The sequence below is a fragment of the Delftia sp. CH05 genome (assembly GCF_009827015.1).
GTDB lineage: Bacteria > Pseudomonadota > Gammaproteobacteria > Burkholderiales > Burkholderiaceae_C > Comamonas > Comamonas tsuruhatensis.
Genome location: NZ_WUMG01000045.1, coordinates 17681 through 42544, shown reverse-complemented (window position 1 = coordinate 42544; position 24864 = coordinate 17681). Strand labels below are relative to the sequence as shown.

22 protein-coding genes are annotated in these 24864 nt (G+C 67.6%); 19 read left to right on the top strand and 3 right to left on the bottom strand.

Going from position 1 to position 24864, the window contains the following annotated elements:
- Nucleotides 1–22 precede the first annotated feature (22 nt).
- Nucleotides 23–499, bottom strand: coding sequence for a bacterioferritin (gene bfr, locus GRX31_RS24915; protein ID WP_016445182.1), 477 nt, complete (start codon nucleotides 497–499; stop codon nucleotides 23–25).
- A 264-nt stretch (nucleotides 500–763) separates the two neighbouring features.
- On the opposite strand from bfr, the gene GRX31_RS24910 reads away from it, so the two are divergent.
- From GRX31_RS24910 to GRX31_RS24870, 9 genes are all read left to right on the top strand, one after another.
- Nucleotides 764–1606, top strand: coding sequence for a p-hydroxycinnamoyl CoA hydratase/lyase (locus tag GRX31_RS24910; RefSeq protein WP_016445183.1), 843 nt, complete (start codon nucleotides 764–766; stop codon nucleotides 1604–1606).
- A gap of 164 nt (nucleotides 1607–1770) precedes the next feature.
- Complete coding sequence (locus GRX31_RS24905) at nucleotides 1771–3942, top strand: acetate--CoA ligase family protein (protein ID WP_160855390.1); 2172 nt, start codon at nucleotides 1771–1773, stop codon at nucleotides 3940–3942.
- A gap of 106 nt (nucleotides 3943–4048) precedes the next feature.
- Entirely contained in the window at nucleotides 4049–5419 is a 1371-nt protein-coding gene (locus GRX31_RS24900; RefSeq protein WP_017405759.1) for an MFS transporter, read from the top strand.
- A complete protein-coding gene (locus GRX31_RS24895) occupies nucleotides 5416–7206 on the top strand; it encodes an acyl-CoA dehydrogenase (protein ID WP_047217624.1) in 1791 nt (596 codons plus the stop codon). Before GRX31_RS24900 ends, GRX31_RS24895 begins: the two co-directional genes overlap by 4 nt.
- 109 nt (nucleotides 7207–7315) lie before the next feature.
- A complete protein-coding gene (locus GRX31_RS24890; protein WP_016445187.1) occupies nucleotides 7316–7780 on the top strand; it encodes a MarR family winged helix-turn-helix transcriptional regulator in 465 nt (154 codons plus the stop codon).
- A gap of 61 nt (nucleotides 7781–7841) precedes the next feature.
- Entirely contained in the window at nucleotides 7842–8687 is an 846-nt protein-coding gene (gene lgt, locus GRX31_RS24885; RefSeq protein WP_223275185.1) for a prolipoprotein diacylglyceryl transferase, read from the top strand.
- A 209-nt stretch (nucleotides 8688–8896) separates the two neighbouring features.
- The gene (locus GRX31_RS24880) at nucleotides 8897–10342 is read left to right on the top strand and encodes a malonyl-CoA decarboxylase (protein WP_016445189.1); all 1446 of its coding nucleotides are present in this window, start codon (nucleotides 8897–8899) and stop codon (nucleotides 10340–10342) included.
- A 96-nt stretch (nucleotides 10343–10438) separates the two neighbouring features.
- Nucleotides 10439–11437 (top strand): Bug family tripartite tricarboxylate transporter substrate binding protein, encoded by a 999-nt coding sequence (locus tag GRX31_RS24875; RefSeq protein ID WP_133072901.1) that lies wholly within the window; start codon nucleotides 10439–10441, stop codon nucleotides 11435–11437.
- Between the two features lie 105 nt (nucleotides 11438–11542).
- The gene (locus GRX31_RS24870; protein WP_133072900.1) at nucleotides 11543–12697 is read left to right on the top strand and encodes an esterase-like activity of phytase family protein; all 1155 of its coding nucleotides are present in this window, start codon (nucleotides 11543–11545) and stop codon (nucleotides 12695–12697) included.
- Nucleotides 12698–12709: 12 nt separating this feature from the next.
- Here the strand turns inward: GRX31_RS24870 and GRX31_RS24865 are convergent, their stop codons facing one another.
- A complete protein-coding gene (locus GRX31_RS24865) occupies nucleotides 12710–13426 on the bottom strand; it encodes a GntR family transcriptional regulator (protein ID WP_026062479.1) in 717 nt (238 codons plus the stop codon).
- A 39-nt stretch (nucleotides 13427–13465) separates the two neighbouring features.
- Between GRX31_RS24865 and GRX31_RS24860 the strand changes: the two genes are divergently transcribed.
- The 4 genes from GRX31_RS24860 (at nucleotide 13466) to GRX31_RS24845 (ending at nucleotide 18315) form a co-directional block, all read left to right on the top strand.
- Nucleotides 13466–14215 carry an enoyl-CoA hydratase/isomerase family protein gene (locus GRX31_RS24860; RefSeq protein ID WP_160855388.1) on the top strand — a complete coding sequence of 250 codons (750 nt, stop codon included), beginning with the start codon at nucleotides 13466–13468 and terminating at the stop codon, nucleotides 14213–14215.
- Nucleotides 14216–14397: 182 nt separating this feature from the next.
- Nucleotides 14398–15366 carry a Bug family tripartite tricarboxylate transporter substrate binding protein gene (locus GRX31_RS24855; RefSeq protein ID WP_016453082.1) on the top strand — a complete coding sequence of 323 codons (969 nt, stop codon included), beginning with the start codon at nucleotides 14398–14400 and terminating at the stop codon, nucleotides 15364–15366.
- A 164-nt stretch (nucleotides 15367–15530) separates the two neighbouring features.
- Nucleotides 15531–16718: a CaiB/BaiF CoA transferase family protein gene (locus tag GRX31_RS24850; RefSeq protein ID WP_047327122.1), complete on the top strand. Its 1188-nt coding sequence runs from the start codon at nucleotides 15531–15533 to the stop codon at nucleotides 16716–16718.
- A gap of 43 nt (nucleotides 16719–16761) precedes the next feature.
- Nucleotides 16762–18315 (top strand): malonate--CoA ligase, encoded by a 1554-nt coding sequence (locus GRX31_RS24845; RefSeq protein ID WP_160855386.1) that lies wholly within the window; start codon nucleotides 16762–16764, stop codon nucleotides 18313–18315.
- A gap of 108 nt (nucleotides 18316–18423) precedes the next feature.
- Here the strand turns inward: GRX31_RS24845 and GRX31_RS24840 are convergent, their stop codons facing one another.
- Nucleotides 18424–18867: a universal stress protein gene (locus GRX31_RS24840; protein ID WP_016445196.1), complete on the bottom strand. Its 444-nt coding sequence runs from the start codon at nucleotides 18865–18867 to the stop codon at nucleotides 18424–18426.
- Nucleotides 18868–18983: 116 nt separating this feature from the next.
- Between GRX31_RS24840 and GRX31_RS24835 the strand changes: the two genes are divergently transcribed.
- The 6 genes from GRX31_RS24835 (at nucleotide 18984) to ccoP (ending at nucleotide 24805) form a co-directional block, all read left to right on the top strand.
- Nucleotides 18984–21419: a heavy metal translocating P-type ATPase gene (locus GRX31_RS24835; protein WP_160855384.1), complete on the top strand. Its 2436-nt coding sequence runs from the start codon at nucleotides 18984–18986 to the stop codon at nucleotides 21417–21419.
- Nucleotides 21420–21421: 2 nt separating this feature from the next.
- Nucleotides 21422–21559, top strand: coding sequence for a cbb3-type cytochrome oxidase assembly protein CcoS (ccoS, locus tag GRX31_RS24830; protein WP_013803228.1), 138 nt, complete (start codon nucleotides 21422–21424; stop codon nucleotides 21557–21559).
- A 63-nt stretch (nucleotides 21560–21622) separates the two neighbouring features.
- Nucleotides 21623–23059 carry a cytochrome-c oxidase, cbb3-type subunit I gene (ccoN, locus tag GRX31_RS24825; protein WP_016445198.1) on the top strand — a complete coding sequence of 479 codons (1437 nt, stop codon included), beginning with the start codon at nucleotides 21623–21625 and terminating at the stop codon, nucleotides 23057–23059.
- 19 nt (nucleotides 23060–23078) lie between these two features.
- Entirely contained in the window at nucleotides 23079–23711 is a 633-nt protein-coding gene (ccoO, locus tag GRX31_RS24820; protein ID WP_016445199.1) for a cytochrome-c oxidase, cbb3-type subunit II, read from the top strand.
- An 11-nt stretch (nucleotides 23712–23722) separates the two neighbouring features.
- A complete protein-coding gene (locus tag GRX31_RS24815) occupies nucleotides 23723–23860 on the top strand; it encodes a cbb3-type cytochrome oxidase subunit 3 (RefSeq protein ID WP_016445200.1) in 138 nt (45 codons plus the stop codon).
- 27 nt (nucleotides 23861–23887) lie between these two features.
- Nucleotides 23888–24805, top strand: a complete 918-nt coding sequence (ccoP, locus tag GRX31_RS24810; RefSeq protein ID WP_160855382.1) for a cytochrome-c oxidase, cbb3-type subunit III — start codon at nucleotides 23888–23890, stop codon at nucleotides 24803–24805.
- Nucleotides 24806–24864 lie beyond the last annotated feature (59 nt).

The window sequence follows — 24864 nt, the reverse complement described above, 5'->3', positions numbered from 1 at the left end:
AGCGCCTCAGGGGGAGCTTCATTCAGGCGGGCTCGCCCATCTTGCTTTGCAGGTAGTTGGGCAGGCCGATCTTCTCGATCAGGCCCAGTTGCTTCTCCAGCCAGTAGGCGTGGTCTTCCTCGGTATCGCGCAGCTGGGCCAGCAGCAGGTCGCGGCTGTTGTAGTCGCCGTGGCGCTCGCACAGGGCCATGGCCGAGCGCAGGCTGTCGCGCACGCGGTATTCGGTGGCCAGGTCCTTGCGCAGCATCTCTTCGACGGTCTCGCCGGGCGTGAACTCATGCGGGCGCATGTCGGGGCGGCCGCCCAGGAACAGGATGCGGCGCAGGATGGCGTCGGCGTGCTGGGTTTCCTCTTCCATCTCATGGCCGATGCGCTCGAACAGGCGCAGCAGGCCCTGGTCCTCGTACTGGCGCGAGTGGATGAAGTACTGGTCGCGTGCGGAAAGTTCGCCGCGCAGCAGCTCTATGAGGCATTCGATGACTTCTGGCTGGCCTTGCATGTTCTTCTTCTCCTGACTGTGTTGAACACCGCAAGTATCGCGTGAACCCCCGGATCGGCCAAAACACCTGCCGCAATTCCCCGCGTGCCGCGCATTGCATGCATGCGCGACGCAGAAGCATTCGCATCGCCACCGGTCTGGGTGGTGACCGGCCTAGGGTAAACGCTGTATTGCTATGTCGAATAATAGTTATTTATCATAACGATTATGGATCCGAAGCATCGGTGTCCAACCTCCCATTTCCCTTTTGCACAAGGAAGCGCAATGAGCACCGAACGTACCGAAGAACAGACCGTGTCCTGCACCGTCGAAGGCCGCGTGGCCTGGGTGAAATTCAACCGCCCCGAAAAGCGCAATGCCATGAGCCCCCAGCTCAACCGCCAGATGATGCGCGTGCTCGACGACCTGGAGTTTCGTGACGACGTGGGCGTGGTCGTTCTGGCCGGTGAGGGCACGGCCTGGACTGCCGGCATGGACCTGAAGGAATACTTCCGCGAGACCGAGGCCACGGGCCTGGCCGGCACCCGCAAGGCCCAGCGCGAGAGCTATGGCTGGTGGCGCCGCCTGCGCTGGTTCCAGAAGCCGACCATCGCCATGGTCAACGGCTGGTGCTTCGGCGGCGGCTACGGCCCGCTGTTCGCCTGCGACCTGGCCTTTGCCTCGGATGACGCCAAGTTCGGCCTGTCCGAAATCAACTGGGGCATCCTGCCCGGCGGCGGCGCCTCCAAGGTGGCGGTGGAGCTGCTGTCCTTTCGCCGCGCCATGTACCACGCCATGCTCGGCGAGAACATCGACGGCCGCACGGCGGCCGAGTGGGGCCTGGTCAACGAATCCCTGCCGGCCGACCGCCTGCAGGCCCGCGTCACCGAAGTGGCCGAGGCCCTGCTGCAGAAGAACCCCATCGCCCTGAAGGCCACCAAGGACGCCATCCGCCGCGTGCGCGACATGAGCTACGACAACGCCGAGGACTATCTGGTGCGTGCCCAGGAAGCCGCCAACAGCTTCGACAACGAAGGCCGCAAGGAAGGCATGCGCCAGTTCCTGGACGACAAGACCTACAAGCCAGGTCTCGGAACCTACGACTTGAGCAAGCAAGTCACCCCCTGAGGCGCTTCGCGCCTTCCCCCTCTCTAACTCGCTTCGCGAGTGAGGGGGACGACACCCTCAGTGCGGGGCGGCGCGGCCGGCTTAGGCCCTTCCTCGGTGTCCCTCGCTTGGGCAGCGTCCACCACGCGCGGTAGGCCTCCCAGCTTTAATCATTGGAGACAAGAATGACAACGACAGAGATGGCGGCCGCCGTGCGGCCCGACATCGGCAGGCTGCTGAGGCCGCGTTCCATCGCCATCGTCGGCGCCTCGGCCACGCCGGGGGCGCTGGGCGCATCGGTGCTGGGCAATCTGGAGCGCAACGGCTTCGCTGGCGACATCCACCTGATCAATCCCAAGCGCAGCGAGATCGCCGGCCGGGCCTGCCTGGCTTCGGTGGACCAGCTGCCCGAGGGCGTTGACGTGGCCGTGCTGGCCATCCCCCAGCCCTTTGTGCTGGACACGGTGCGCGCGCTGGCGGCGCGGCGCGTGGGCGCGGTGGTGATCTTCTCGGCCGGCTTTGCCGAGGCAGGCGAGCGCGGCATGGCCGAGCAGCGCGAGATCGCACGCATCGCCGCCGAGGCCGGCATGGTGGTGGAGGGCCCCAACTGCCTGGGCTGCATCAACTACCTGCAGCGCGTGCCGCTGACCTTTGTCGAGGTGAATATCGACGCGCAGCAGGTCGATGCCGCGCGGCCCGCCATTGGCGTGGTCTCGCAAAGCGGCGCCATGATGACCGTGCTGTGCACCACGCTGGCCAGCCGCGCGCTGCCGCTGTCGCACGCCATCTCCACGGGCAACGAGGCCGCCAGCCATGCCGAGGACTATGTGGACTTCCTGCTGGAGCAGCCTTCCACGCGCGTGGTCGCCATGATCGTCGAGCAGTTCCGCCAGCCCGGGCGCATTCTGGCCGCCGTGGCCCGTGCGCGCAGCCTGGGCAAGTCGGTGGTGCTGCTGCATCCGGGCAAGAGCAGCGCGGCGCGCGCCTCGGCCGCCACGCACACCGGCGCCATGGCCGGCGACTATGCGCTGATGCGCACCAAGCTGGAACGCGCAGGCGCTGTGTTTGCCGAGACACTGGAGGAGCTGGGCGACATCGCCGAGATCGCCATCCGCTGCCCGGTGCTGCCATCGGCTGGTGCAGCCGGTGCAGCAGCTGCAGCTGGAGTTGCCGTGCTGGGCGAGTCCGGTGCCTTCAAGGCGTTGACGCTGGACTGGGCCGAGGAGCTGGGCCTGGCGCTGCCCGCCATCGGCGACGACGACTCGCCCGCGCTGCGGGCTGCGCTGCCCGAGTTCGTGGGCGTGAGCAACCCGCTGGACCTCACGGCCCAGGGCCTGGTCGAGCCGGACCTGTATTTCCGCACGCTGGATGCGCTGTTTGGCGATGCGCGCTTTTCCACCATCATCGTCGGCCTTATCCAGGGCGACCCGGTGACCTGCGGCATCAAGATGCCGCCCGTGCTGCGCGCCGTGCGCGAGCTGCGGCCGGCCAAGCCCGTCATCGTGGCGGGCCTGGACGAGGGCGCGGCCGTGCCTGCCGAGTTCATCGCCGAGATGCGTGCGCTGGGCGTGCCGTATTTCCCCAGCACCGAGCGTGCCCTGCGCGCCGTGCAGCGCCTGACCGCTTTCAGCGAGCGCAGTTTCGAGCGCACCGATGCCCAGCCCGTCGCGCTGGCCCTGCCCGCAGGCCGCACGGTGGTGCCCGAGTACGAATCCAAGGCCGTGCTGGCCCAGGCCGGCGTGCCGTTTGCGAAGGGCCGCCTGGCCACCTCGGCCGAGCAGGCCGTGGCGATTGCGGCGGAGATCGGCTGGCCCGTGGCGCTCAAGGCGCAGTCGGCCGACCTCAGCCACAAGAGCGATGCAGGCGGCGTGATCCTGAACATTGCCGATGCGCAGGCTATGGGCGAGGCCTGGAGCCGGCTGCATGCGAATGTGGCCGCCTATGACAGCGCCATTGCGCTGGACGGCGTGCTGATCGAGGCCATGGGCCAACGTGGCCTGGAGATGATCATCGGCGCGCGCAACGATCCGCAGTGGGGCCCGGTGATCCTGGCCGGCCTGGGCGGCGTGACGGCCGAGATCATGCGCGATGCGCGCCTGCTGGACGCCGACCTGTCCACCGGCGAGGTGCTGCGCGAGCTGGACCGGCTGCAGGGCGCGCCGCTGCTGCACGGCTACCGTGGCGCCCCGGCGCTGGACCGCCAGGCGCTGGCCGAACTCATCGTGCGCCTGGGCCAGGTGCTGCGCGGCACGCCGGCCATCCGCGAGATCGACCTCAACCCGGTCATCGTGCTGCCCGAAGGGCAGGGCGTGGTGGCGCTCGATGCGCTGATGCTGGTCGAGCACAGCGCCGGCTGATGCCCGCGCAAGGGCTGGCGCGGCGCGCCGGCCCTTTTCATGCGCAGCCCTGTCTCGCTTTCCCGCTTTCTTTTTTCCGCTTTCCCTTCCTCCACAGGAGGTCTCCATGAGCCTGCCTTACCCGCCGGGCCGCGTGTCCACGCCCGCGCCGGCCGAGTCGAACGGACTCGGCTATGCCTACTACGTCACCATCATCCTGCTGCTGGCCTACACCCTGTCCTTCGTGGACCGCCAGATCCTGGGCCTGCTGGTGCAGCCCATCAAGAAGGATCTGCAGCTGTCGGACTGGGTCTTCAGCATCGTCCACGGCTTTGCCTTCGCCATCTTCTACACCTTCGTCGGCATCTTCCTGGGGCGCCTGGCCGACCGCTGGAACCGCCGCAACCTCATCGTCATCGGCATGGCGATCTGGGTGGTGGCCACGGCGGCGGGCGGCTATGTCACGGGCTTCGTCTCGCTGTTCGTGGCGCGCATGTTCGTGGGCGTGGGCGAGGCGGCGCTGTCGCCGGCGGCCTATTCCATGCTGGCCGACTACTTCCCGCCCGAGCGCCGCGCACGCGCCATGAGCATCTACACCTCGGGCGTGTACATCGGCTCGGCCACGGCCTTCATCGTGGGCGGCCTGGTCATCCAGGCCACCAGCCAGGCCGGCGAGGTGGTGTTCCCGCTGCTGGGCAGCTTCAAGCCCTGGCAGGCGGCCTTCATCTTCGTGGCCCTGCCCGGCATTCCGCTGGTGGCGCTGATGTACACCGTGCGCGAGCCGCTGCGCCGGGGCCTGCAGGCCCGGGCCGCATCCGCCAAAGTGGCCGCGCCCGCGGGACCGGCGCCCGACCTGTCCCATGTGTTGCGCAACAAGCGCGCCTTCCTTCCGCTGCTGCTGGCGCCGGGCATCACGGCCATGATCACCTTCGGCGTCACGGCCTGGCTGCCGGCCACCTTCATCCGCCAGTGGGGCTGGACGCCTGGCGAGATCGGCCCGGCCTACGGCGTCATCATCCTGACCTTCGGCATTGGCGGCATGCTGCTCAGCGGCTTCCTGGCCGACTACCTCACGGCGCGCGGCAAGCAGGTGGGGTCGATCGTCATCTCGCTGGTGGCCACCGGCGTGCTCGTCATCACCGGCCTGGTGCTGGCCTTTGCGCCCACGCCCACGGTGGCCCTGGTGGCCGTGGCGGCCACCACCTTCTTTCTGGGCATGCCGGTGGCGCTGGCGCCGCCCATCCTGCAGGCGGTCACGCCCAACCAGCTGCGCGGCCAGGTGACTTCCATCTACCTGCTGCTGATCAACCTGATCGGGCTGGGCCTCGGTCCCTTCCTCGTGGCCTTTTTCACGGACTTCGTCTTCCATGACGAAAAGCTCGTGGGCCTGTCGCTGGGCCTGGTGTCCGCACTGGCCGCGCTGCTGTCCGTGCTGTGCCTGGCCAGCGCCATCGGTCCCTACCGCCGCCTGGTCGCGGCCACGGAGGGCCGGGCATGAGCGCGCAGGCATCACATTGCTCGCACTACCAGCCGCCGCTGCAGGACATCCGCTTCGTCCAGCAGCACTGGCTGGGCGCCGAGGGCGACTGGCGCCGCATGCCGGCCCATGAAGCCCTGGACCAGGAGACGGCCGACATGGTGGTCGAGGCGGCCGGGCGCTTTTGCGCCGACGTGCTGGCCCCGCTCAACGGCCCGGCCGACCTGCAAGGCTGCCGCCTGGAGCAGGGCAGGGTGCGCACGCCCGACGGCTTTCCCGCCGCCTATGCAGCCTTCGTGGAGGCAGGCTGGCCCGCACTGGCCTGCGCCCCCGACGCTGGCGGCCAGGGCCTGCCCCAGCTGCTGGACGCCGCGCTGCACGAAATGCTGGCCTCGGCCAACCATGGCTGGACCATGTATCCGGGCATCCTGCACGGCGCCTATGCCTGCCTGCACGCGCATGGCGACGAGCACCTGCGCGCCACCTACCTGCCACACATCGTCAGCGGCCGCTGGCTGGCCACCATGTGCCTGACCGAGCCCCAGGCCGGCTCCGACCTGGGCCTGCTGCGCAGCCAGGCCAGGCCCCGCGGCGATGGCAGCTACAGCCTGGACGGCAGCAAGATCTTCATCTCGGGCGGCGACCAGGACATGAGCGAGAACATCGTCCACCTGGTGCTGGCGCGCCTGCCCGATGCGCCTGAGGGAACGCGCGGCCTGTCGCTGTTCCTGGCGCCGCGCGGCATTCCCCGGGACGACGGCAGCTTTCTGCCCAACGCCATCCACTGCGATGGCATCGAAAAGAAGATGGGCATCAAGGGCAGCGCCACCTGCGCCATGCGCTTCGAGGGCGCGCAGGCCTGGCTGGTGGGCCAGCCCCACCAGGGCCTGGCTGCCATGTTCGTGATGATGAACTCGGCCCGCCTGCACGTGGGCCTGCAGGGCCTGGGCCATGCCGAGATGGCCTGGCAGCTGGCGCGCGCCTATGCGGCCGAGCGACGCCAGATGCGCGCCCAGCCCCGGCCTGCCGATGCGCAGGGCCCCGCCGACCCCATCGCCCTGCAGCCGGCCGTGCAGCGCATGCTGGCCGACCTGCGCGTCTGGACCGAAGGCATGCGCGCCATTGCAGGCTGGGTGGCGCACCAGCTGGACCTGGCCGAACAGGCGCCGGATGCCGAGGAGCGCGCCCAGGCCCATGCGCTGGCCTCGCTGCTCACGCCCGTGGTCAAGTCCTTCTTCACCGAGCGGGGCTTTGCGCTGGCCAGCGAGGCTCTGCAGGTCTTCGGCGGCTACGGCTATGTGCACGAGTACCGTATCGAGCAGACGCTGCGCGATGCCCGCATCGCCATGATCTACGAAGGCACGAACCAGATCCAGGCGCTGGACCTGCTGCAGCGCAAGGTGGCCTCCAGCGGCGGTGCCGCGCTGGCGCCGCTGCTGAAGGTGCTGCGTGAAGAAGCCGATGCCTGCGACGCCGCGGGCATGGAGACCGGCTTTGCAGGCGCGCTGCGCAGCTGGGCCGAGCGCATGCAAGCGCTGACGGGCGAGCTGTGTACCGGCGCTGCCGGCGACAGGCAATTGCTGGCGCGTTGTGCCGAGGACTACTTGCGACTGGTCGGCACGCTGTGCATGGCCTTTGCCTGGGCGCGCGCGGCGCGCGTCAGCCTGCCGCTGGCCGATCCGGCGCTGCGCCGCTCCAAGGCGGACAGCGCGGCCTGGTTCCTTGCGCATGGCCTGCTGGATGCGGAGCACTGGCTGCGCCGCACCGAGGCCGCTGCCCGTACGCCGCTGCCAGCCGCCGTGGCTTGAGCGGGCTGCCGGGGCTTTTATGATGGAACGCCGCACCGGCCCTGCAGAACCGCAGGCGCCGGTGCGGCCTTGCTTCGTTGCGCCTTCTTCCTCTTCCGGATCCGTGTCCATGGACAGCTCCTTCGAACCCGCCGTCGACCAGTCGCGCCTGCAGCGCTTTCTGGGCTACCGCCTCACGCGCGCGGAAATCCACATCCACAAGCTGTTTGCGCGGCGCGTGGCCGAACTGGACCTCAAGCCCAGCGAGTTCTCCATCCTGGTGCTCATCCACGCCAACCCGGGCATCTACCTGCGCCAGCTGGGCGAGGCGCTGGACATCTCGCCCTCCAACCTGGTGCCCGTGGTCGAGCGCCTGGTGCAGCGCGGCCTCATCGGGCGCCAGCCCGATCCGCGCGACCGCCGGCTGCAGCAGCTGCACCTGACGGACGACGGCAGCGCACTGCAGGCGCGGGCCGAAGGCGTGGTGGTGCAGCTGGAAGACGAACTGGAGCAATTGCTCACCGCCACCGAGCAGCGCCATCTGCTGTCTGCCCTGGACAAGCTCACGGCCATCCAGGAAGGCCCGCAAGGCTGAGCGGGCGGGACGCCATCTTTCCAACCCCTGGCCGGCGCCGGCCATGCGGCGCTGCGGCACAATGCCGACCATGCTGATGTACCCGCAGATCGATCCCGTGGCCCTGCAGATCGGGCCCCTCGCCGTGCACTGGTACGGCCTGACCTATCTGGCCGCCTTCGGCCTCTTCCTCTGGCTGGGCACGCGCAGGCTGCGCCACCCGCCCTTCGTGCGCATGCAGGGCGACCGCGCCTGGACGCGCAAGGACGTGGAAGACATTCTTTTCCTGGGCGTGCTCGGCGTGGTCGTCGGCGGGCGGCTCGGCTACTGCCTGTTCTACAAGCCCGGCTACTACCTCAGCCATCCGCTGGAAATCTTCTACGTCTGGCAGGGCGGCATGAGCTTTCATGGCGGGCTGATCGGCGTCATCGGCTCCATGGTCTGGTTCGCGCGCTCGCGCGCACGCTCGTGGCTGGAGGTGGCCGACTTCGTCGCGCCCTGCGTGCCCACGGGCCTGGCGGCGGGCCGTGTCGGCAACTTCATCAATGGCGAACTGTGGGGCCGCTTTGCCAGTCCCGAGCTGCCCTGGGCCATGGTCTTCCCGCAAAGCGGCTCCATGCTGCCGCGCCATCCTTCGCAGGTCTACCAGTTCCTGCTCGAAGGCCTGCTGCTGTTCGTGCTGCTGTGGCTGTATGCACGCAAGGAGCACAAGCCGGGCCAGGTGGCGGCGGTCTTCCTGACCGGCTATGGTGCCTTCCGCTTCATTGCCGAGTACTTCCGCGAGCCTGACGACTTCCTGGGCCTGCTGTCGCTGGGGATGAGCATGGGCCAGTGGCTGTGCGTGCCCATGGTGATCGGCGGCATTGCCATGTGGCTCTGGGCGGCGGGGCGTCCGGCCTATCCGGCCCATGCGGGCAAGCCGGCCTGAACCTGGCTGGACACAATGCGAAGCGGGCCCTGGGCCCGCTTTCTTTTTGGCGTGGCGCGCGCGTGCTGGGGATTGCCCGAAGACAAGAACGCGACATCGGCGTACACGCGCTGGCGTACAGACTCCCATAATGTGAGCAGCAAGGGATTGTCATTGGCCCGTTGGCGGCATGACAGTCCCGTGACCGCTTGATATGGAGGAGTGTCTGAATGGGTCTGGCTACCGACTGGATTGCCCGCAATGTGTCCCGCTTTCGCAGCACCGAGGCCGCTGCGCCTGCAAAAAAGGCCGAAGGCGATGCAGCCAAGGCTCCCGCGCCGCGCGGCACGGCCCAGCGCCTGCAGGCCACTCTGCGCCGAGGCCAGGAAGTGCTGTCCCCGCGCGAGTTGCGCAAGCTCATGGAAGACCTGCAGGCCGCCGCCGACGCAGCGCTCAGCGATGTCGAGGGCGGCCGCCACGCGCAGCAGCTGATGGACTGGTATGCCCAGGCCGAGCTGCCGGCGCGCCAGGATTTCTGGGCGCTGATCGTCGAGCAGTTCGGCCCCGACACCGACGCCTTGATGACCGCACGCAAGCGCTATGACACGGCCACCAGCGACGCCGAGCGCGGCCATGCCGAGATGGATCTGCGCCGCGCGCTGATGTCGCCGCGCACGCGGCTGCTGCAGCGGTTTGCCCAGCCCCAGGGCGGCATGGGCTTTCTGGTGGACCTGCGTGCCGAACTGCTGGCACTGCCCAAGGCGGAGCAGCAGCGCTTTTCCGCGCTGGATGCCGAGCTGGAGCATCTGTTTTCCACCTGGTTCGACGTGGCCCTGCTGGAGCTGCGCCGCCTGAGCTGGGACTCGCCGGCCTCGCTGATCGAAAAGCTCATCCAGTACGAGGCCGTGCACGACATCCGCAGCTGGGCCGATCTCAAGAACCGCCTGGACAGCGACCGCCGCTGCTACGGCTTCTTTCACCCCCGCATGCCCACCGTGCCGCTGATCTTCGTGGAGGTGGCGCTGGTGGACAAGATGTCCGACAGCATTGCCCCACTGCTGGACGAGACCGCCGCAGCCTCCGACCTGGGCCGCGCCACCACGGCCATCTTCTACTCCATCAGCAACACCCAGACCGGCCTGCGTGGCGTGAGCTTCGGCGACTCGCTGATCAAGCATGTGGTGGAGACGCTGACGGGCGAATTCCCCCGGCTGCGCCATTTCGCCACGCTGTCGCCCATTCCGGGCCTGCGCGCCTGGATCGCCAAGCACGGCGACGCCATCCTGGAGAAGATGGACGAGCGCCAGCGCAAGGCCTTCGAGCTCAAGGCGGGCGGCATGGGCGCCGAGCACCTGCTGGCGGCGCTGGATGCGCCGCAGGATCTCAAGCCCGACGCGCCCGTGCGCCGCGCCCTGCTGTTCTGCGCTGCCCACTATCTTGGGCGCGAGACGGCCAAGGGCCGGCCGCTGGACCCGGTGGCGCGCTTTCACCTGGGCAACGGCGCGCGCGTGGAGCGGCTCAACTGGGCGGCCGACCTGTCGGCCAAGGGGCTCAAGCAGTCGCTGGGCCTGATGGTCAACTATCTCTACGACCTCAAGCGCCTGGACAAGCATCGCGGCCTGCTGGCGCAGGGCCGCATACCGGTGTCCTCGGACATCGAAGCCCTGTGCAAATGAAAAGGGGCGCGGCGCAGGCCGTGCCCCTTTTCTTGCACAGGGATTGCTGCGCCTGACAACGAAGACAGCCTCAAAGAGGCGACAAGGAGACAAGTCATGCAAGCTTCCCACCCCACGGGGCGGCGCGCGGTGTTGCGCGCGGCCGGGGCCTCGATGGCCGCGCTGGCCCTGCCCATGGCAGCCCGCGCCGCGACGGACTGGCCGTCCAAACCCGTGAACCTGGTCGTGCCGTTTCCGGCCGGCGGCGGCACCGATGCCTTTGCCCGGCCGTTCTCGGCCCAGTTCGCCAAGAGCGCGGGAAAGACCCTGGTGATCGACAACCGTGGCGGCGCAGGCGGCACCCTGGGCGCCAGCTACGCGGCCAAGCTGGCGCCGGACGGCTACAACTTCTTCATGGGCGGCACCCACCATGTGATTGCGCCGTCCATGTACCCGCGACTGGACTATGACCTGGAGCGCGACTTCGTCGCGCTGGCCCTGCTGGCCAGCGTGCCCCAGGTGCTGGTGGTCAACCCGCGCAACGTGCCGGGCAAGACCGTGCAGGAGCTGCTGGCCGACCTGCGCAAGCGGCCGGGCAAGCTCAACTACGCATCGGCGGGCGCGGGCACATCGCACCATCTGGCCGGAGAGCTGTTCAAGCTGCAGACCAATACCTTCATCACCCACATTCCCTATCGGGGCGCAGGCCCGGCGCTGCAGGACCTGATCGCCGGCAATGTGGACATGATGTTCGACGGCCTGGGCTCCTCGGCCCAGCACATCAAGAGCGGACGCATCCGTGCGCTGATGGTCTCGGGCGACAAGCGCAACCCCGCCTTCCCCGACGTGCCCTGCGCGGCCGAGTCCGGCCTGCCCGACTACACGGTCACGACCTGGTACGGCCTGTGGGCGCCCAAGGGCACGCCGCAGGCGGTGCAGACCCAGGTCATCGACCAGGTGCAGCGCATAGGCTCGGCCGAAGAGATCAAGTCCATCTGGGCGCGCAACGGCGCCGACTACGGCGGCATGAACCAGCAGCAGTTCGCGGCCATGGTGCATGGCGAGATCGCGCGCTGGGCCCAGGTGGTCAAGGCCTCGGGCGCCAAGCTGGAGTAGCGGACGAGGGGCCGGTCAGGGCGGCGGCATGCGCGTGCATGTCACCACCCTGTCACGGGCCTTGGCTACGGTCCATCCCTTCTGAGATCCATCCTGGGAGGGAATATGAACAAGGCAGACAAGGTCCGCTCGCCCGCATCCGTGCTGCTCGCGCTGGTCCTGGCTTTCGGCACGGCCACGGGCCTGGCAGGCTGCGGCGGCAGCGACGACGGCCCCGAGACCATCGGCTCGCTGCGCCTGATCGGCGACTACAACATCAAGACCAAGACACTGTTCGACGGCGTGGAGTTCGGCGGCATCTCCGGCCTGGACCGCGCGCCCGATGGCAGCTACTGGGCCATCTCCGATGAGCGCGGCGGCGAGCGCGGCACGCCGCGCTTCTACAACCTGGGCATTCAGTTCGATGACAAGGCCATCCAGGCCGTGACCATCCGCAAGATGGTCACGCTCAAGGGCCGCGACGGCCAGCCGCTGCCCGGCACGCGCCGCACCGTGGACCCCGAAGGCATCCGCGTGGCACCCAACGGCAATCTCTATGTGTCCAGCGAAGGCAACTTCAGCACCGACCCCGCCAGCCTGTTCCAGCCCTTCGTGCGCGAGATCAGGGTGGACGGCAGCTTCGTGCGCGACTTCGAGACGCCTGCGGCCTTCAACTACGTGGACAACACCACCAGCGGAGGGCGCAACAACAAGCTGTTCGAGGCCCTGGCCGTCACGCCCGACGGCAGCGTGTTCACGGCCAACGAGGATGCGCTGGTGGAAGACGGCCCCCTCACCACGCTGGCGGCGGGCAGCGTGGTCCGCGTCCTCAAGCTCGATCCGGCCACGGGCAAGTCCGGCGCGCAGTACGTCTACCAGCTGCCGAAGATTCCGCTGGACAAGGCCGCCAGCGGCAGCTTTCCGCCCGACAACGGCCTGCCCGAGCTGCTGGCGGTCTCCAACCACGAGTTCATCGCCATCGAGCGCGCCTTTGCCGACGGCGTAGGCAACACCATCCGCCTGACGCGCGCCACCATCGAGCCGGACACCACCGATGTGCGCAGCTTCAAGAGCCTGGTCGGCGCCAGCTACAAGCCCATGAAGCGCGAGCTGCTGCTGGAGATGCCCGTGACCTACCAGGGCGTCAAGCTGGACAACATCGAAGGCATCTCCTGGGGCCCGCGCCTGGCCAACGGCAACCGCACCCTGGTGCTGGTGGCCGACAACAACTTCGCGGACAACCAGGTCACGCAGTTCCTGGCCTTCGAAGTGCGGCCCTGAGCCCTCTTCGGGCTATCTCGGCTTGCGCGGGCGTTCATAGCCTGCGCTTGCGGGCGCGCCCAGCACCATGTCGGTGAAGGCGCTGCCGCCTGCGCAGATGTGCTGGCGCATGGCCTCGGCGGCCAGCTCCGCCTGGCCCGCGCAGATCGCAGACACCACGGCCACGTGCTCCTGCTGCGAGCGCGCCAGCCGGCCCGGCTTCTCGAACATCCGGCCCCGGTAGGGCGTGATGCGCAGCCGCAGCAGCCGGGTCTGTTCCACGATGAAGTCGTTGCCGCTGGCCTCGTATATCAGTTCGTGCAGCTGCATGTTGGCCTGCACATAGCCTTGGGCATCCTGCGCCTGGGCGCAGGCGGCGGTGTGCGCCAGCGCCGCCTGCAGCCGCTCGCGCAGCTGCGCATGGATGCGCGTGGCGGCCAGCCGGGCCAGCACGCCTTCCAGCTCGGCCAGGCCTTCCATCATGGCCACCAGCTCGCGCGCATCCAGGCGCCGCACATAGATGCCCGAGCGCGGAACGATCTCCACCAGCCCCTTGGCCACCAGCAGCAGCAGCGCCTCGCGCACGGGCGTGCGCGAGGCGCCGAAGCGCTCGCACAGGGCCGGCTCGTCGATGGCATCGCCGGGCTGCATGGCGCCTGAGCGCAGCTCGTCTTCCAGCGATTGCCGTATACGCTCCTGCAGGCTGGACGTGGCCGGGGTTTTCTCCAATGGCTGCTTGGCTGGAAGCATTTTCTAATTCAAATATATCTGATTGACTGACTGATACATATGACACCCAGACTCGGCATCCAGGATCACCTGGCCACCATCACGCTGCAGCGCCCCGAAGCGGCCAACAAGCTGGCCCCCGAAGACCTGGGCACGCTGGTCGCGCATGTGGAGCTTATCAACCGCCGCGACGATGTGCGCGTGGTGGTGCTGCGCAGCGAGGGCAAGTACTTTTGCAGTGGCTATGATATATCAGAGATCCAAGGCAGCCAGACCGAGGGCAGCAGCTTCGGCGAGATGGTGGACGCCATCGAGCAATGCCGCGCCGTGACCGTGGCCGCCATTCACGGCGGCGTCTACGGCGGTGCCACCGACATGGCCCTGGCCTGCGACTTTCGCGTGGGCAGCACGGCGGCCGAAATGTTCATGCCGGCCGCGCGCCTGGGCCTGCATTTCTACGCGGGCGGGCTGGAGCGCTATGTCTCGCGCCTGGGCCTGGACACGGCCAAGCGGCTGTTCCTGACCTGCGAGCGCATCCAGGCCCCGGAGATGAAGGCCTGCGGATTCCTCACCCATCTGGCCGAACCCGCCGCCTTCGACGCGGCCGTGGCCCAGCTCACCGGCACGCTGGTCGCCATGGCGCCCATCCCTTTGTTCGGCATGAAAAAGCACCTGAACCTGATCGCGCGCGGCCGCCATGACGTGGCCGAGATCACGCGCGAGGTGCAGCGCAGCATCGCCTCCGAAGACCTGCAGGAGGGCGGCCGGGCCTGGCGCGAGAAACGCAGCCCGGAGTTCAAGGGGCGCTGAACCGCATCCTCCCGCATACACGCAGATTGCCCGTGGTGCTGCCTACCGCCCACAGCCCACGGAACCGGCGCGGCCCAACCCGGGGACACCGAGGAAGGGCCGCTCCCGCACCGAGGGTGTCGTCCCCCTTTGGGGGAAGGCGCGCAGCGACTCAGGGGGTATCAATAAACAGGAGACAAGCCATGTTCAAGCGTTTTGCACTGTCGTTGCTGCTGGCCGGATTGGCCGGTGGCGCGATGGCCCAGTCCTATCCCGCGCGGCCCGTCACGCTGGTCGTGGGATTTCCGCCCGGTGGCGGCGCCGACGCGGTGGCGCGCATCGTGGCCGACAAGGTCGGCAAGATCCTGGGCCAGCCCCTGCTGGTGGACAACCGCCCGGGCGCCGGCACCACGCTGGCCTCCGAGCATGTGGCGCGTGCAGCGCCCGACGGCTACACGCTGCTGCTGGGCAGCGCCAACATCTATGGCTCGGACCAGCTGCTCTACAAGAGCGCGCGCTATGAAGGCGCGCGCAATTTCACGGGCATCACGCGCTGGAGTTCGGCCCCCATGCTGCTGGCCGTGCGCAAGGATTTTCCGGGCCAGAGCGTGGGCGATCTGGTGGCGCTGGCGCGCAGCCAGCCCGACAAGCTCAGCTATTCCTCCTCGGGCGCAGGCGTGATCACGCACCTGGCCACGCTGTCGTTCGCGGGCGCCAGCGGCGGCCTGCGCATGCTGCATGTGCCGTTCAAGGGCGGGGCGCCATCGATACAGGCCGTGGCCGCTGGCGATGTGGACCTGACCTTCGGCACGCCGCCCTCGGTGCTGCCGCTGGCCCAGGCGGGCAAGCTGCGCATGCTGGCCGTGAGCACGGCCGAACGCTCGCCGCTGTTCCCCGATCTGCCGGGCATGAAGGAGTCCGGCGTGCCGGGCTTTGACTACACGTTCTGGTTCGGCCTGTTCGCCCCGGCGGGTCTGCCCGAGGACGTGGCGAAGAAGCTGTTCGATGCCAGCACCAAGGCGCTGGAAGACCCCGATGTGAAGGCCAGGCTGGCCAAGCAGGGCAATCTGGCCGCGCCCTCGGCATCCCTAGAGGAATTCCGTGCCTGGGCCCTCAAGGAAGGGCAGGAGTCCAAGGCCCTGACCCAGCGTTCCGGCGCCGGGCTGCAGTGAGACCCCCCCTGAGGCGCCACGCGCCTTCCCCCTCTCGCTTCGCGGGGGCGACGACACCCTCGGTGCGGGGGGCGGCCCTTCCTCGGTGTCCTGGACTTGGGCCCCGCCGGTCCCATGGGTTGTGGGTGTCGCGTCAAGCAATAGATAACGATATGGAAATCCCTATGAATGAACAAGCCACGGGCCTGCCGCTGCAAGGCCTTACTGTCATCGACCTCACGCGCGTGCTGGCCGGCCCCATGTGCACGCAGATGCTGGCCGACCTGGGCGCGCGCGTGATCAAGGTGGAGCAGCCCGGCACGGGCGACGATGCGCGCGGCATCGGGCCGTTCGTGGACGGGGGCTCGGCCTATTTCCTCTCGGTCAATCGCAACAAGGAGTCGATTGCGCTGGACCTCAAGCAGCCCCAGGATCGCGAGGTCTTCGAGCGCCTGCTGCAAGGCGCCGATGTGCTGGTCGAGAACTTTCGCCCCGGCACCATGGACAAGCTCGGCTATGGCTGGGAGACCCTGCATGCACGCCATCCCCGGCTGGTGATGACCTCGGTCTCTGGCTTTGGCCAGACGGGTCCCTACAGCGGCTTTCCCGCCTACGACATGGTGGTGCAGGCCATGAGCGGCATGATGAGCGTGACCGGCCACCCGGACGCCGGGCCCTGCCGCGTGGGCGTGTCCATCGGCGACCTGGGCGCGGGCCTGTACGCGGTCATCGGCACACAGGCGGCCTTGATGCGCCGCTCGCGCACGGGGCAGGGCGAGCGCGTCGATGTCTCCATGCTCGACTGCCAAGTGGCCTTGCTGGAGAACCCCGTGGCCCGCCTGGGCGCGCTGGGCAGCGTGCCGGGGCCAATCGGCACGCGGCATCCCTCCATGGCGCCCTTCGATGTGTTCGCGGCGCAGGACGGCTGGTTCGTCATCGCCGTGGGCAGCGATGCGCTGTTTCGCAAGCTCTGCGGCCTGCTGCAATTGCCCGAACTGGCACAGGACGCGCGCTTTGCCGGCAATGCCCTGCGCTGCGAGCACCAGGCCGAGCTCAAGGCCGCGCTGCAGGCGCGCCTGCGGGACAGTCCCAGGGCGCATTGGCTGGGGTTGCTCACTGATAATGGCATCCCGGCGGGGGAGTACAACAGCGTGGCCGACATCGTCGAGCACCCCCAGGTGCGCGAGCGCGGCATGCTGGCCCAGGTGCAGACCCCCAGCGGCCAGACGCTGCGCGTGGCGGGCAATCCCTTGCAGGCCTCGCTCGGCCAGCCCCTGGTGCGCAGGCAGCCGCCCGCGCTGGACGCGGACCGCGAGCGCATCCTGCGCGAGCTGTCCGTGGCGCCGCCTTCGCCAATCCATGAACGTGCCTGAGATTTCCCGGTCCCCAGCGGATTCTTCCTTCTTCTTCACAGCCATGACCAACCGCAATCTGTTCGCTGCCTTGCGCGCCGCCTTTCCCCAGGATCTGCAAAAGTGGGCCGTAGAGGCCATAGGCGCTGACGGCGCCAGCCTGTTCTACAGCTGGGCCGACCTGGACCGTGGCAGCGCGCGCATGGCCAACCTGCTGCAGTCGCTGCAGCTGCCGCCCGCCAGCCGCATCGCCGTACAGGTGGACAAATCGGTGGAAGCGCTGATGCTCTACCTGGCCACGCTGCGCAGCGGCCATGTCTTTCTGCCGCTGAACACCGCCTACCAGGCCGCCGAGATCGAGTACTTCGTGGGCAATGCCGAGCCCGCCGTCGTGGTCTGCACTCCGGCCAATTTCGGCTGGGTGTCCAAGATCGCCTTCACCTCGGGCGTGGCCCATGTCTACACCCTGGGCGACGACCGCAGCGGCACGCTGCTGGAGCGCGCCGCCCACCATGGCGACGAGCATGAGGTGGTGGAGCGCGGCGAGGACGACCTGGCCGCCATCCTCTACACCAGCGGCACCACGGGCCGCAGCAAGGGGGCGATGCTCACGCACGGCAACATGCTGTCCAACGCCGAGACGCTCAAGGACTACTGGGGCTGGCAGGACGGCGACGTGCTCATCCACGCGCTGCCCATCTTCCATGTGCATGGCCTGTTCGTGGCCATCCATGGCGCGCTGCTCAACGGCAGTCCCATGATCTGGCTGGCCAGGTTCGAACCCGGCACGGTGATCTCGCGCATGCGTGACGCCACCGTCTTCATGGGCGTGCCCACGCTCTACGTGCGCATGCTGGCCGATGCGCGGCTCACGCGCGAGGCGGCGGCCCACATGCGGCTGTTCATCTCGGGCTCGGCACCCATGCTGGTGGAGACGCACCGCGACTGGCAGGAGCGCACCGGCCACGTCATCCTGGAGCGCTACGGCATGAGCGAGACCATCATGCTGACCTCCAACCCCTACCGTGCCGATGGCCGCAACGGCGGCCAGTCCGAGCGCCGCGCCGGCACCGTGGGCTTTGCGCTGCCCGGCGTGGGCGTGCGCATCGTGGACGACGCAGGCCAGCCGGTGGCCGTGGGCGAGATCGGCAACATCCAGGTGCGCGGCCCCAATGTGTTCAAGGGCTACTGGCGCATGCCCGAGAAGACGGCCGAGGAGTTCACGGCCGATGGCTGGTTCCGCACGGGCGACGTGGGCAAGCTCGACGAGCGGGGCTATGTCAGCATCGTGGGCCGCAGCAAGGACCTGATCATCTCGGGCGGCTACAACGTCTATCCGGCCGAGATCGAAGGCTTCATCAACGAGCTGCCCGGCGTGGCCGAAAGCGCCCTGGTCGGCGTGCCGCACCCCGACTTCGGCGAGGTGGGCGTGGTGGTGGTGGTGCCGCGTCCTGGCGCTTCGCTCGAGCCCCAGGCGGTGGTCGATGCGCTCAAGAGCCAGCTGGCCAATTTCAAGATTCCCAAGCGCTGCTTCGTGGTGCAGGAGCTGCCGCGCAACACCATGGGCAAGGTGCAGAAGAATCTCCTGCGCGACCAGCACAAGCAGTTGTTCGCCTGAGTGGTCGCCAAGGCGCGGGTCGCGCCCTGGCCTGATTGAAAAAGCAAAAGGCATCGGCGCCGCCGATGCCTTTTTTTGTGCAGCGAAAGCCGAAGCTGCCGCTACCCTTCAGCGCAGTACCAGCACGGGAATGTGGGTGTGCGTGAGCACGTGCTGCGTCTCGCTGCCCAGCAGCAGGCGCTGCAGGCCCTTGCGGCCGTGCGAGGCCATGACGATGAGGTCGCAGTCGCGGCGCTTGGCCACGTCGATCACGCTTTCGGCCACCAGGTCGGACTTGACGATCTCCGTGGTCACGTGGACCTTGAGCGCCTGGCCCTTGGCGTGGATGGCATCCAGCACGGTCTGCGCGTTGGCCGTCCACTGGCCTTCGATGCGTTCGATCTGCTTGAGATCCACGGTTTCGCCGCCTTCGAAGTAGCTGCGCGGGTAGTGCTGGACCACCTTGACGACGATCACGCTGGCGCCGCACAAGGCGGCAAGGCCCAGGCCGCTGTCCACGGCCTTGTCGGAAAGCTCGGAACCGTCGGTGGCGATCAGGATGCGGTTGTACATGCGTGCTCCTTTCGTGTGTGCTGATGGGTGGGACGAAGTCAGCATAGACCCAACCATGAGTTAACGGTTGATTAATGTCAATACGCTTATCATGCCCCCCGATTACGCTAAGAACCATGCCCCACACCATTGCAGCCCCATCCAACGAGGCGGCGGTGGCGGCGCCTGATTCAGGTCTCTCGCCCTCGCAGCAGGCCACGGCCCGGCTGCTGGATGATCCGCAGGAGTGGAGTTCGTTCGGACGGCCCGCAGGCCCCGCAACTCCCGCCGACCCTTCCAAAGAACCCACCGATTTCCCTGCCTGGGATTCGCACGTCGTTCTGGAGGGCATGCACTGTGCCGCATGCGCGCTGACCATCGAGGATGCGCTGCGGGCCGTGCCCGGGGTGGAGAAGGCCGAAGTCAGCGCAGCCACGCGCCGCGCGCGAGTCACCTGGCGCCACGAGCAGGTGCTTCCGTCCCAGTGGATGGAGGCCGTGCGGCGCGCCGGCTACCAGGCGCTTCCTGCGCGCGATGCCTTTGCGCGCGAGCGCCGCCAGGCCGAAAGCCGCCGTGCGCTGTGGCGCTGGCTGGTGGCCGGCTTTTGCATGATGCAGGTGATGATGTATGCGTGGCCCGCCTACGTGGCCCGCCCCGGCGACCTGTCGCAGGAGATGGAGACGTTGCTGCGCTGGGCCTCCTGGGTCATCTCGCTGCCCGTGGTGCTGTTTTGCTGCGGACCCTTTTTCTCCAGCGCGCTGCGCGACATACGCCAGCGCCGCGTGAGCATGGACCTGCCCGTGGCGCTGGGCATGCTGATCACCTTCGTGATCAGCTCGCTGGGCACCTTCGATCCTTCGGGGCCCTTCGGCGAGGAAGTCTTCTACGACTCGCTGACCATGTTCGTCTTCTTCCTGCTGTCCGGCCGCTGGCTGGAGCTGCGGCTGCGCGACCGCACGGCCGGTGCGCTGGAAGCCGTGATGAACCGCCTGCCCGATGCCGTGCTGCGCGAGAACGCAGCCGGCCATTTCGAGCGCGTGGCCACGCGCCGCCTGCGTGCCGGCGACCTGGTGCGCGTGCTCAGCGGCGAGGCCTTCCCGGCCGACGGCACCATCGTGCGCGGCCGCACCCATGCCGACGAGGCCCTGCTCACGGGCGAGTCCACGCCCGTGCTGCGTGCCGAGGGCGACAGCGTCACGGCCGGCAGCTACAACCTGGACGCCGTGGTCGATGTGCGCGTGGACGGCGTGGGGGCCGACACGCGCTTCGCCCAGATCGTGGGTCTCATGGAAAGCGCCTCGCTGCAAAAGCCGCGCCTGGCCCAGCTGGCCGACAAGGTGGCGCGGCCCTTCCTGGTCGTGGTGCTGATGGCCGCGCTGGGCGCTGCCATCTGGTGGTGGCCCACCGATCCCGGCAAGGCCATGATGGTGGCCGTGGCCGTGCTCATCGTCACCTGCCCCTGCGCGCTGTCGCTGGCCACGCCCGTGGCCATGCTCACGGCCGCCGGCACGCTGGCGCGCAGCGGCGTGCTGGTGCGCAACCTGCAGGGCCTGGAAGCGCTGGCCGCCGTGGACACCCTGGTGTTCGACAAGACCGGCACGCTCACACGCGACGGCCTGGCGCTGTCCTCGTTCGAGCCTGCGCGCGGCGAGGATGCCGACGAGGTGCTGGCGCTGGCGGCGCTGCTGGCGCGCCAGTCCATGCACCCGGCCTCGCGCGCCATCGCGCAGGCTGGCGCCCATGCCGCGACGCACTGGAAGCTGGACACCATGCAGGAAGTGGCAGGCCTGGGCCTGGACGCCTGGGTGCAGGGCCCGGGCGAACGCCGCCATCTGCGCCTGGGATCGGCCCTGCATGCGGGCGTGGCGGGCGAGCAGCCCGTGCAGGGCGTGTTGCTGGCCGAGCAGACCGAACAGGGCTGGCATACGCTGGCGCGTTTTGTACTCAGCGAGGACGTGCGGCCCGAGGCCGCCGCCGTCGTGCAGGCGCTCGGCAAGCAGGGCATCGCCGTGATGCTGCTGTCCGGCGACCGCGAGGACGCCGCACGCGCCATGGCGGCGCGCGTGGGCATCACCCAGGCCCACGGCGGCTGCAGCCCGCAGGACAAGCTGGAGCGGCTGCAGCAGGCGCAGGCAGCCGGCCACCATGTGGCCATGGTGGGCGACGGCCTCAACGACGGCCCAGTTTTAGCTGGAGCGCATGTCTCTTTTGCTTTTGGTAGAGCAGTGCCGCTGGCACAATCGCGCGCAGATTTCGTTGTTCTGGGCGACAGCCTGGAACTGGTGCTCCAGGCATGTCTGTTGTCGCGCCGCACACTGCAGGTGGTGCGCCAGAACATGGCCTGGGCTGCCGCTTACAACGCGGTGTCGATTCCACTGGCCCTGGCGGGCTTCATGCCTGCCTGGGTGGCCGGCCTGGGAATGGCACTGAGTTCGCTGCTGGTGGTGCTCAACGCCGCGCGCCTTGCGCGCAGCCTTCCACTGGCCTTGACGAATCACACGGGCACGCCTGCTGCGCCCGCAGCGTCCGTCACCATGCCGACGGGCTCCACCGCAACGGTGGGGAGGTTCTGACTATGGACATTCTCTATTTACTGATCCCGCTGTCGGTGGTGCTTGTGCTCGCCATCCTCGCGGCCCTGTGGTGGGCCGTCTATCGCGGGCAATTCGAGAGCGTGGAACAAGAGGGCGAACGCATTCTTCGGGACGATTGACGTGGGTCAACACGCCCGACAGCGAAGAAAGTAACACTTTGATAGCAATCTAAGGGGTGCACGATGGATAGTTCAAATAACAACGCTGTCTATTACGACGATACCGTCGTAAGGCAGTTCTCTATCATGGCCGTCGTCTGGGGAGTGGTGGGCATGGCTGTCGGGGTGTTGATCGCCTCGCAGCTGGCCTGGCCGGAACTCAACTTCGGCATTCCATGGCTGAGCTACGGACGCCTGCGTCCGCTGCACACGAACGCCGTGATCTTTGCCTTTGGCGGATCGGCGCTGTTCGCAACCAGCTACTACGTGGTGCAGCGCACCTGCCAGACGCGGCTGTTCATGCCCAAGCTGGCCAGCCTGACCTTCTGGGGCTGGCAGATCGTCATTCTCGCCGCCGCGATCAGCCTGCCGCTGGGCTACACCCAGGGCAAGGAGTACGCCGAGCTGGAGTGGCCGATCGACCTGCTGATCGCCGTGACCTGGGTCTCGTATGCCATCGTGTTCTTCGGAACCATCGGCATCCGCAAGGTCCGTCACATCTATGTTGCCAACTGGTTCTTCGGCGCCTTCATCATCGCCGTGGCGCTGCTGCACATCGTCAACAGCGCGGCCATTCCGGCCGGCTGGATGAAGAGCTACTCGGCTTACGCCGGCGTGCAGGACGCCATGGTGCAGTGGTGGTACGGCCATAACGCCGTGGGCTTCTTCCTGACCGCAGGCTTCCTGGGCATGATGTATTACTTCATTCCCAAGCAGGCTGGCCGTCCAGTCTACAGCTACCGCCTGTCCATCGTCCACTTCTGGGCGCTGATCTTCACCTACATGTGGGCGGGTCCTCACCACCTGCACTACACCGCGCTGCCCGACTGGACGCAGTCCGTGGGCATGGTGTTCTCGCTGATCCTGCTGGCTCCCAGCTGGGGCGGCATGATCAACGGCGTGATGACGCTGTCGGGCGCATGGCACAAGCTGCGCGACGACCCCATCCTGCGCTTCCTGATCGTGTCGCTGTCGTTCTACGGCATGTCCACGTTCGAAGGTCCGATGATGTCCATCAAGACCGTCAACGCGCTGTCGCACTACACGGACTGGACCGTGGGCCACGTTCACTCGGGCGCCCTGGGCTGGGTGGGCCTGATCACCATGGGCTCGCTGTACTACCTGATCCCGCGCCTGTTCGGCAAGACCAAGATGCACTCGGTGGGCGCCATCGAGCTGCACTTCTGGATGGCCACCATCGGCATCGTGCTGTACATCGCCGCGATGTGGATCGCCGGTGTGATGCAGGGCCTGATGTGGCGCGCCGTCAATCCCGATGGCACGCTGACCTACACCTTCGTCGAAAGCGTCAAGGCCAGCTATCCGTTCTACGTGATCCGCGTGGCCGGTGGCCTGCTGTACCTGGGTGGCATGCTGGTCATGCTGTGGAACACCTGGAAGACCGCGATCTCCGGCCGTTCCGTGAAGGTGGCCGTGCCTGCCGTCGTGGCCCACGCCTGAGCGTCTAGGAGCATTACTCATGTCCGATCACAACCATAGCGCTCCCAAGAGCTTTTCCCACGAGAAGGTGGAAACCAACAATTTCCTGCTGATCGTGCTGACCCTGCTGGTGGTCGCCGTCGGCGGCCTGGTGGAAATCGTTCCGCTGTTCTTCCAGAAGTCGACCACGGAAGCGGTGGCGGGCCTCAAGCCCTACACGCCGCTGCAGCTGATGGGCCGCGACGTCTACCTGCGCGAGGGCTGCTACAACTGCCACTCGCAGATGATCCGCCCCTTCCGCGCCGAGACCATGCGCTACGGCCACTACTCGGTGGCTGGCGAGTTCGTCTACGACCACCCCTTCCAGTGGGGTTCCAAGCGCACGGGTCCCGACCTGCACCGCGTGGGCGGCAAGTACAGCGACGAATGGCACCGCATCCACCTGAACAACCCGCGCGACGTGGTGCCCGAGTCCAACATGCCTGCCTACTCCTGGCTGGAGAAGAACAAGGTGGATGACACCGTGGTCGCCCAGCACATGAGCGCGCTGCGCAAGGTGGGCGTGCCCTACAGCGACGAGGAAATCAGCGGCGCCGCCGAGCAGGTCAAGGGCAAGACGGAAATGGACGCCGTCATCGCCTACCTGCAGGTGCTGGGCCGTTCGGTCAAGTAAAGGAGAGCGACATGGACATCACCACCATGCGCATCGTGGCCACGCTGGCCTCTCTGGCCTGCTTCATCGGTATCTGGTGGTGGGCGTTCGCCCGCCGCAACCAGGCCCGTTTCGAAGAGGCCGCCCAGCTGCCGTTCGAGCAAGACTGAGTCCCTCCACCAGAACGAGAACTTCCCATGAGCGATTTCGTAAACAACTTCTGGTCGATCTATGTCACGGCGATCACGCTGGGCGGCATCATCGGCTGCCTGCTGCTGCTGTATCTCACCGCACGCAAGAAGGTGGTCCCCTCGGCCGACAACACCACGGGCCACGTCTGGGACGAGGACCTGCGCGAGCTGAACAACCCCATGCCCAAGTGGTGGATGTGGCTGTTCATCATCACCTCGGTGTTCGGCTTCGCCTACCTGGCGGCCTATCCGGGCCTGGGCTCGTTCGCGGGCAAGCTGGGCTGGACGCAGCTGGGCGCCTATGAAAACGAGATGGCCAAGGCCCGCGCGGACCTGGAGCCGTTGTACGCCAAGTTCACGAGCATGAGCACCGAAGACATGGCCAAGGACCCCCAGGCCATGGCCATCGGCGAGCGCCTGTTCATGAACAACTGCGCGCAGTGCCACGGCTCGGATGCACGCGGCGGCAAGAGCTTCCCCAACCTGACCGATGGCGACTGGCTGCATGGCGGCACGCCCGACAAGATCAGGGAAACCATCACGGCGGGCCGCATCGGCATCATGCCGCCCATGGCCGCTGCCGTCGGCACGCCCGATGATGTGCGCAACCTCTCGCACTATGTGCTGAGCCTGTCGGGCAGCCCGCACGACTCGCTCAAGGCTTCGCTGGGCAAGTCCAAGTTCACGGCCTGCGCCGCCTGCCATGGCATGGACGGCAAGGGCAACCAGGCCCTGGGCGCGCCCAACCTGACCGATGACATCTGGCTGCACGGCTGGGGCGAGGGCGCCATCACGGCCATGATCAACAACGGCAAGCACAACGAGATGCCTGCCCAGAAGGACAAGCTGACCGAGGCGCAGATCGCGGTGCTTGCCTCCTATGTCTGGGGCATGTCGCACAAAGACGGCGCAGTCCGTCAATAAGGACAGGGGGCGGCGCTGCGGCGCCGCCTTTTTGCCTTTTGAGTTTTCAGATATTCCAA

What these genes read in the sequence shown, in the direction of transcription:
- bfr (WP_016445182.1), bottom strand. Translation starts at nt 499, where the DNA reads ATGCAAGGCCAGCCAGAAGTCATCGAATGCCTCATAGAGCTGCTGCGC.
- GRX31_RS24910 (WP_016445183.1), top strand. Translation starts at nt 764, where the DNA reads ATGAGCACCGAACGTACCGAAGAACAGACCGTGTCCTGCACCGTCGAA.
- GRX31_RS24905 (WP_160855390.1), top strand. Translation starts at nt 1,771, where the DNA reads ATGACAACGACAGAGATGGCGGCCGCCGTGCGGCCCGACATCGGCAGG.
- GRX31_RS24900 (WP_017405759.1), top strand. Translation starts at nt 4,049, where the DNA reads ATGAGCCTGCCTTACCCGCCGGGCCGCGTGTCCACGCCCGCGCCGGCC.
- GRX31_RS24895 (WP_047217624.1), top strand. Translation starts at nt 5,416, where the DNA reads ATGAGCGCGCAGGCATCACATTGCTCGCACTACCAGCCGCCGCTGCAG.
- GRX31_RS24890 (WP_016445187.1), top strand. Translation starts at nt 7,316, where the DNA reads ATGGACAGCTCCTTCGAACCCGCCGTCGACCAGTCGCGCCTGCAGCGC.
- lgt (WP_223275185.1), top strand. Translation starts at nt 7,842, where the DNA reads ATGCCGACCATGCTGATGTACCCGCAGATCGATCCCGTGGCCCTGCAG.
- GRX31_RS24880 (WP_016445189.1), top strand. Translation starts at nt 8,897, where the DNA reads ATGGGTCTGGCTACCGACTGGATTGCCCGCAATGTGTCCCGCTTTCGC.
- GRX31_RS24875 (WP_133072901.1), top strand. Translation starts at nt 10,439, where the DNA reads ATGCAAGCTTCCCACCCCACGGGGCGGCGCGCGGTGTTGCGCGCGGCC.
- GRX31_RS24870 (WP_133072900.1), top strand. Translation starts at nt 11,543, where the DNA reads ATGAACAAGGCAGACAAGGTCCGCTCGCCCGCATCCGTGCTGCTCGCG.
- GRX31_RS24865 (WP_026062479.1), bottom strand. Translation starts at nt 13,426, where the DNA reads ATGCTTCCAGCCAAGCAGCCATTGGAGAAAACCCCGGCCACGTCCAGC.
- GRX31_RS24860 (WP_160855388.1), top strand. Translation starts at nt 13,466, where the DNA reads ATGACACCCAGACTCGGCATCCAGGATCACCTGGCCACCATCACGCTG.
- GRX31_RS24855 (WP_016453082.1), top strand. Translation starts at nt 14,398, where the DNA reads ATGTTCAAGCGTTTTGCACTGTCGTTGCTGCTGGCCGGATTGGCCGGT.
- GRX31_RS24850 (WP_047327122.1), top strand. Translation starts at nt 15,531, where the DNA reads ATGAATGAACAAGCCACGGGCCTGCCGCTGCAAGGCCTTACTGTCATC.
- GRX31_RS24845 (WP_160855386.1), top strand. Translation starts at nt 16,762, where the DNA reads ATGACCAACCGCAATCTGTTCGCTGCCTTGCGCGCCGCCTTTCCCCAG.
- GRX31_RS24840 (WP_016445196.1), bottom strand. Translation starts at nt 18,867, where the DNA reads ATGTACAACCGCATCCTGATCGCCACCGACGGTTCCGAGCTTTCCGAC.
- GRX31_RS24835 (WP_160855384.1), top strand. Translation starts at nt 18,984, where the DNA reads ATGCCCCACACCATTGCAGCCCCATCCAACGAGGCGGCGGTGGCGGCG.
- ccoS (WP_013803228.1), top strand. Translation starts at nt 21,422, where the DNA reads ATGGACATTCTCTATTTACTGATCCCGCTGTCGGTGGTGCTTGTGCTC.
- ccoN (WP_016445198.1), top strand. Translation starts at nt 21,623, where the DNA reads ATGGATAGTTCAAATAACAACGCTGTCTATTACGACGATACCGTCGTA.
- ccoO (WP_016445199.1), top strand. Translation starts at nt 23,079, where the DNA reads ATGTCCGATCACAACCATAGCGCTCCCAAGAGCTTTTCCCACGAGAAG.
- GRX31_RS24815 (WP_016445200.1), top strand. Translation starts at nt 23,723, where the DNA reads ATGGACATCACCACCATGCGCATCGTGGCCACGCTGGCCTCTCTGGCC.
- ccoP (WP_160855382.1), top strand. Translation starts at nt 23,888, where the DNA reads ATGAGCGATTTCGTAAACAACTTCTGGTCGATCTATGTCACGGCGATC.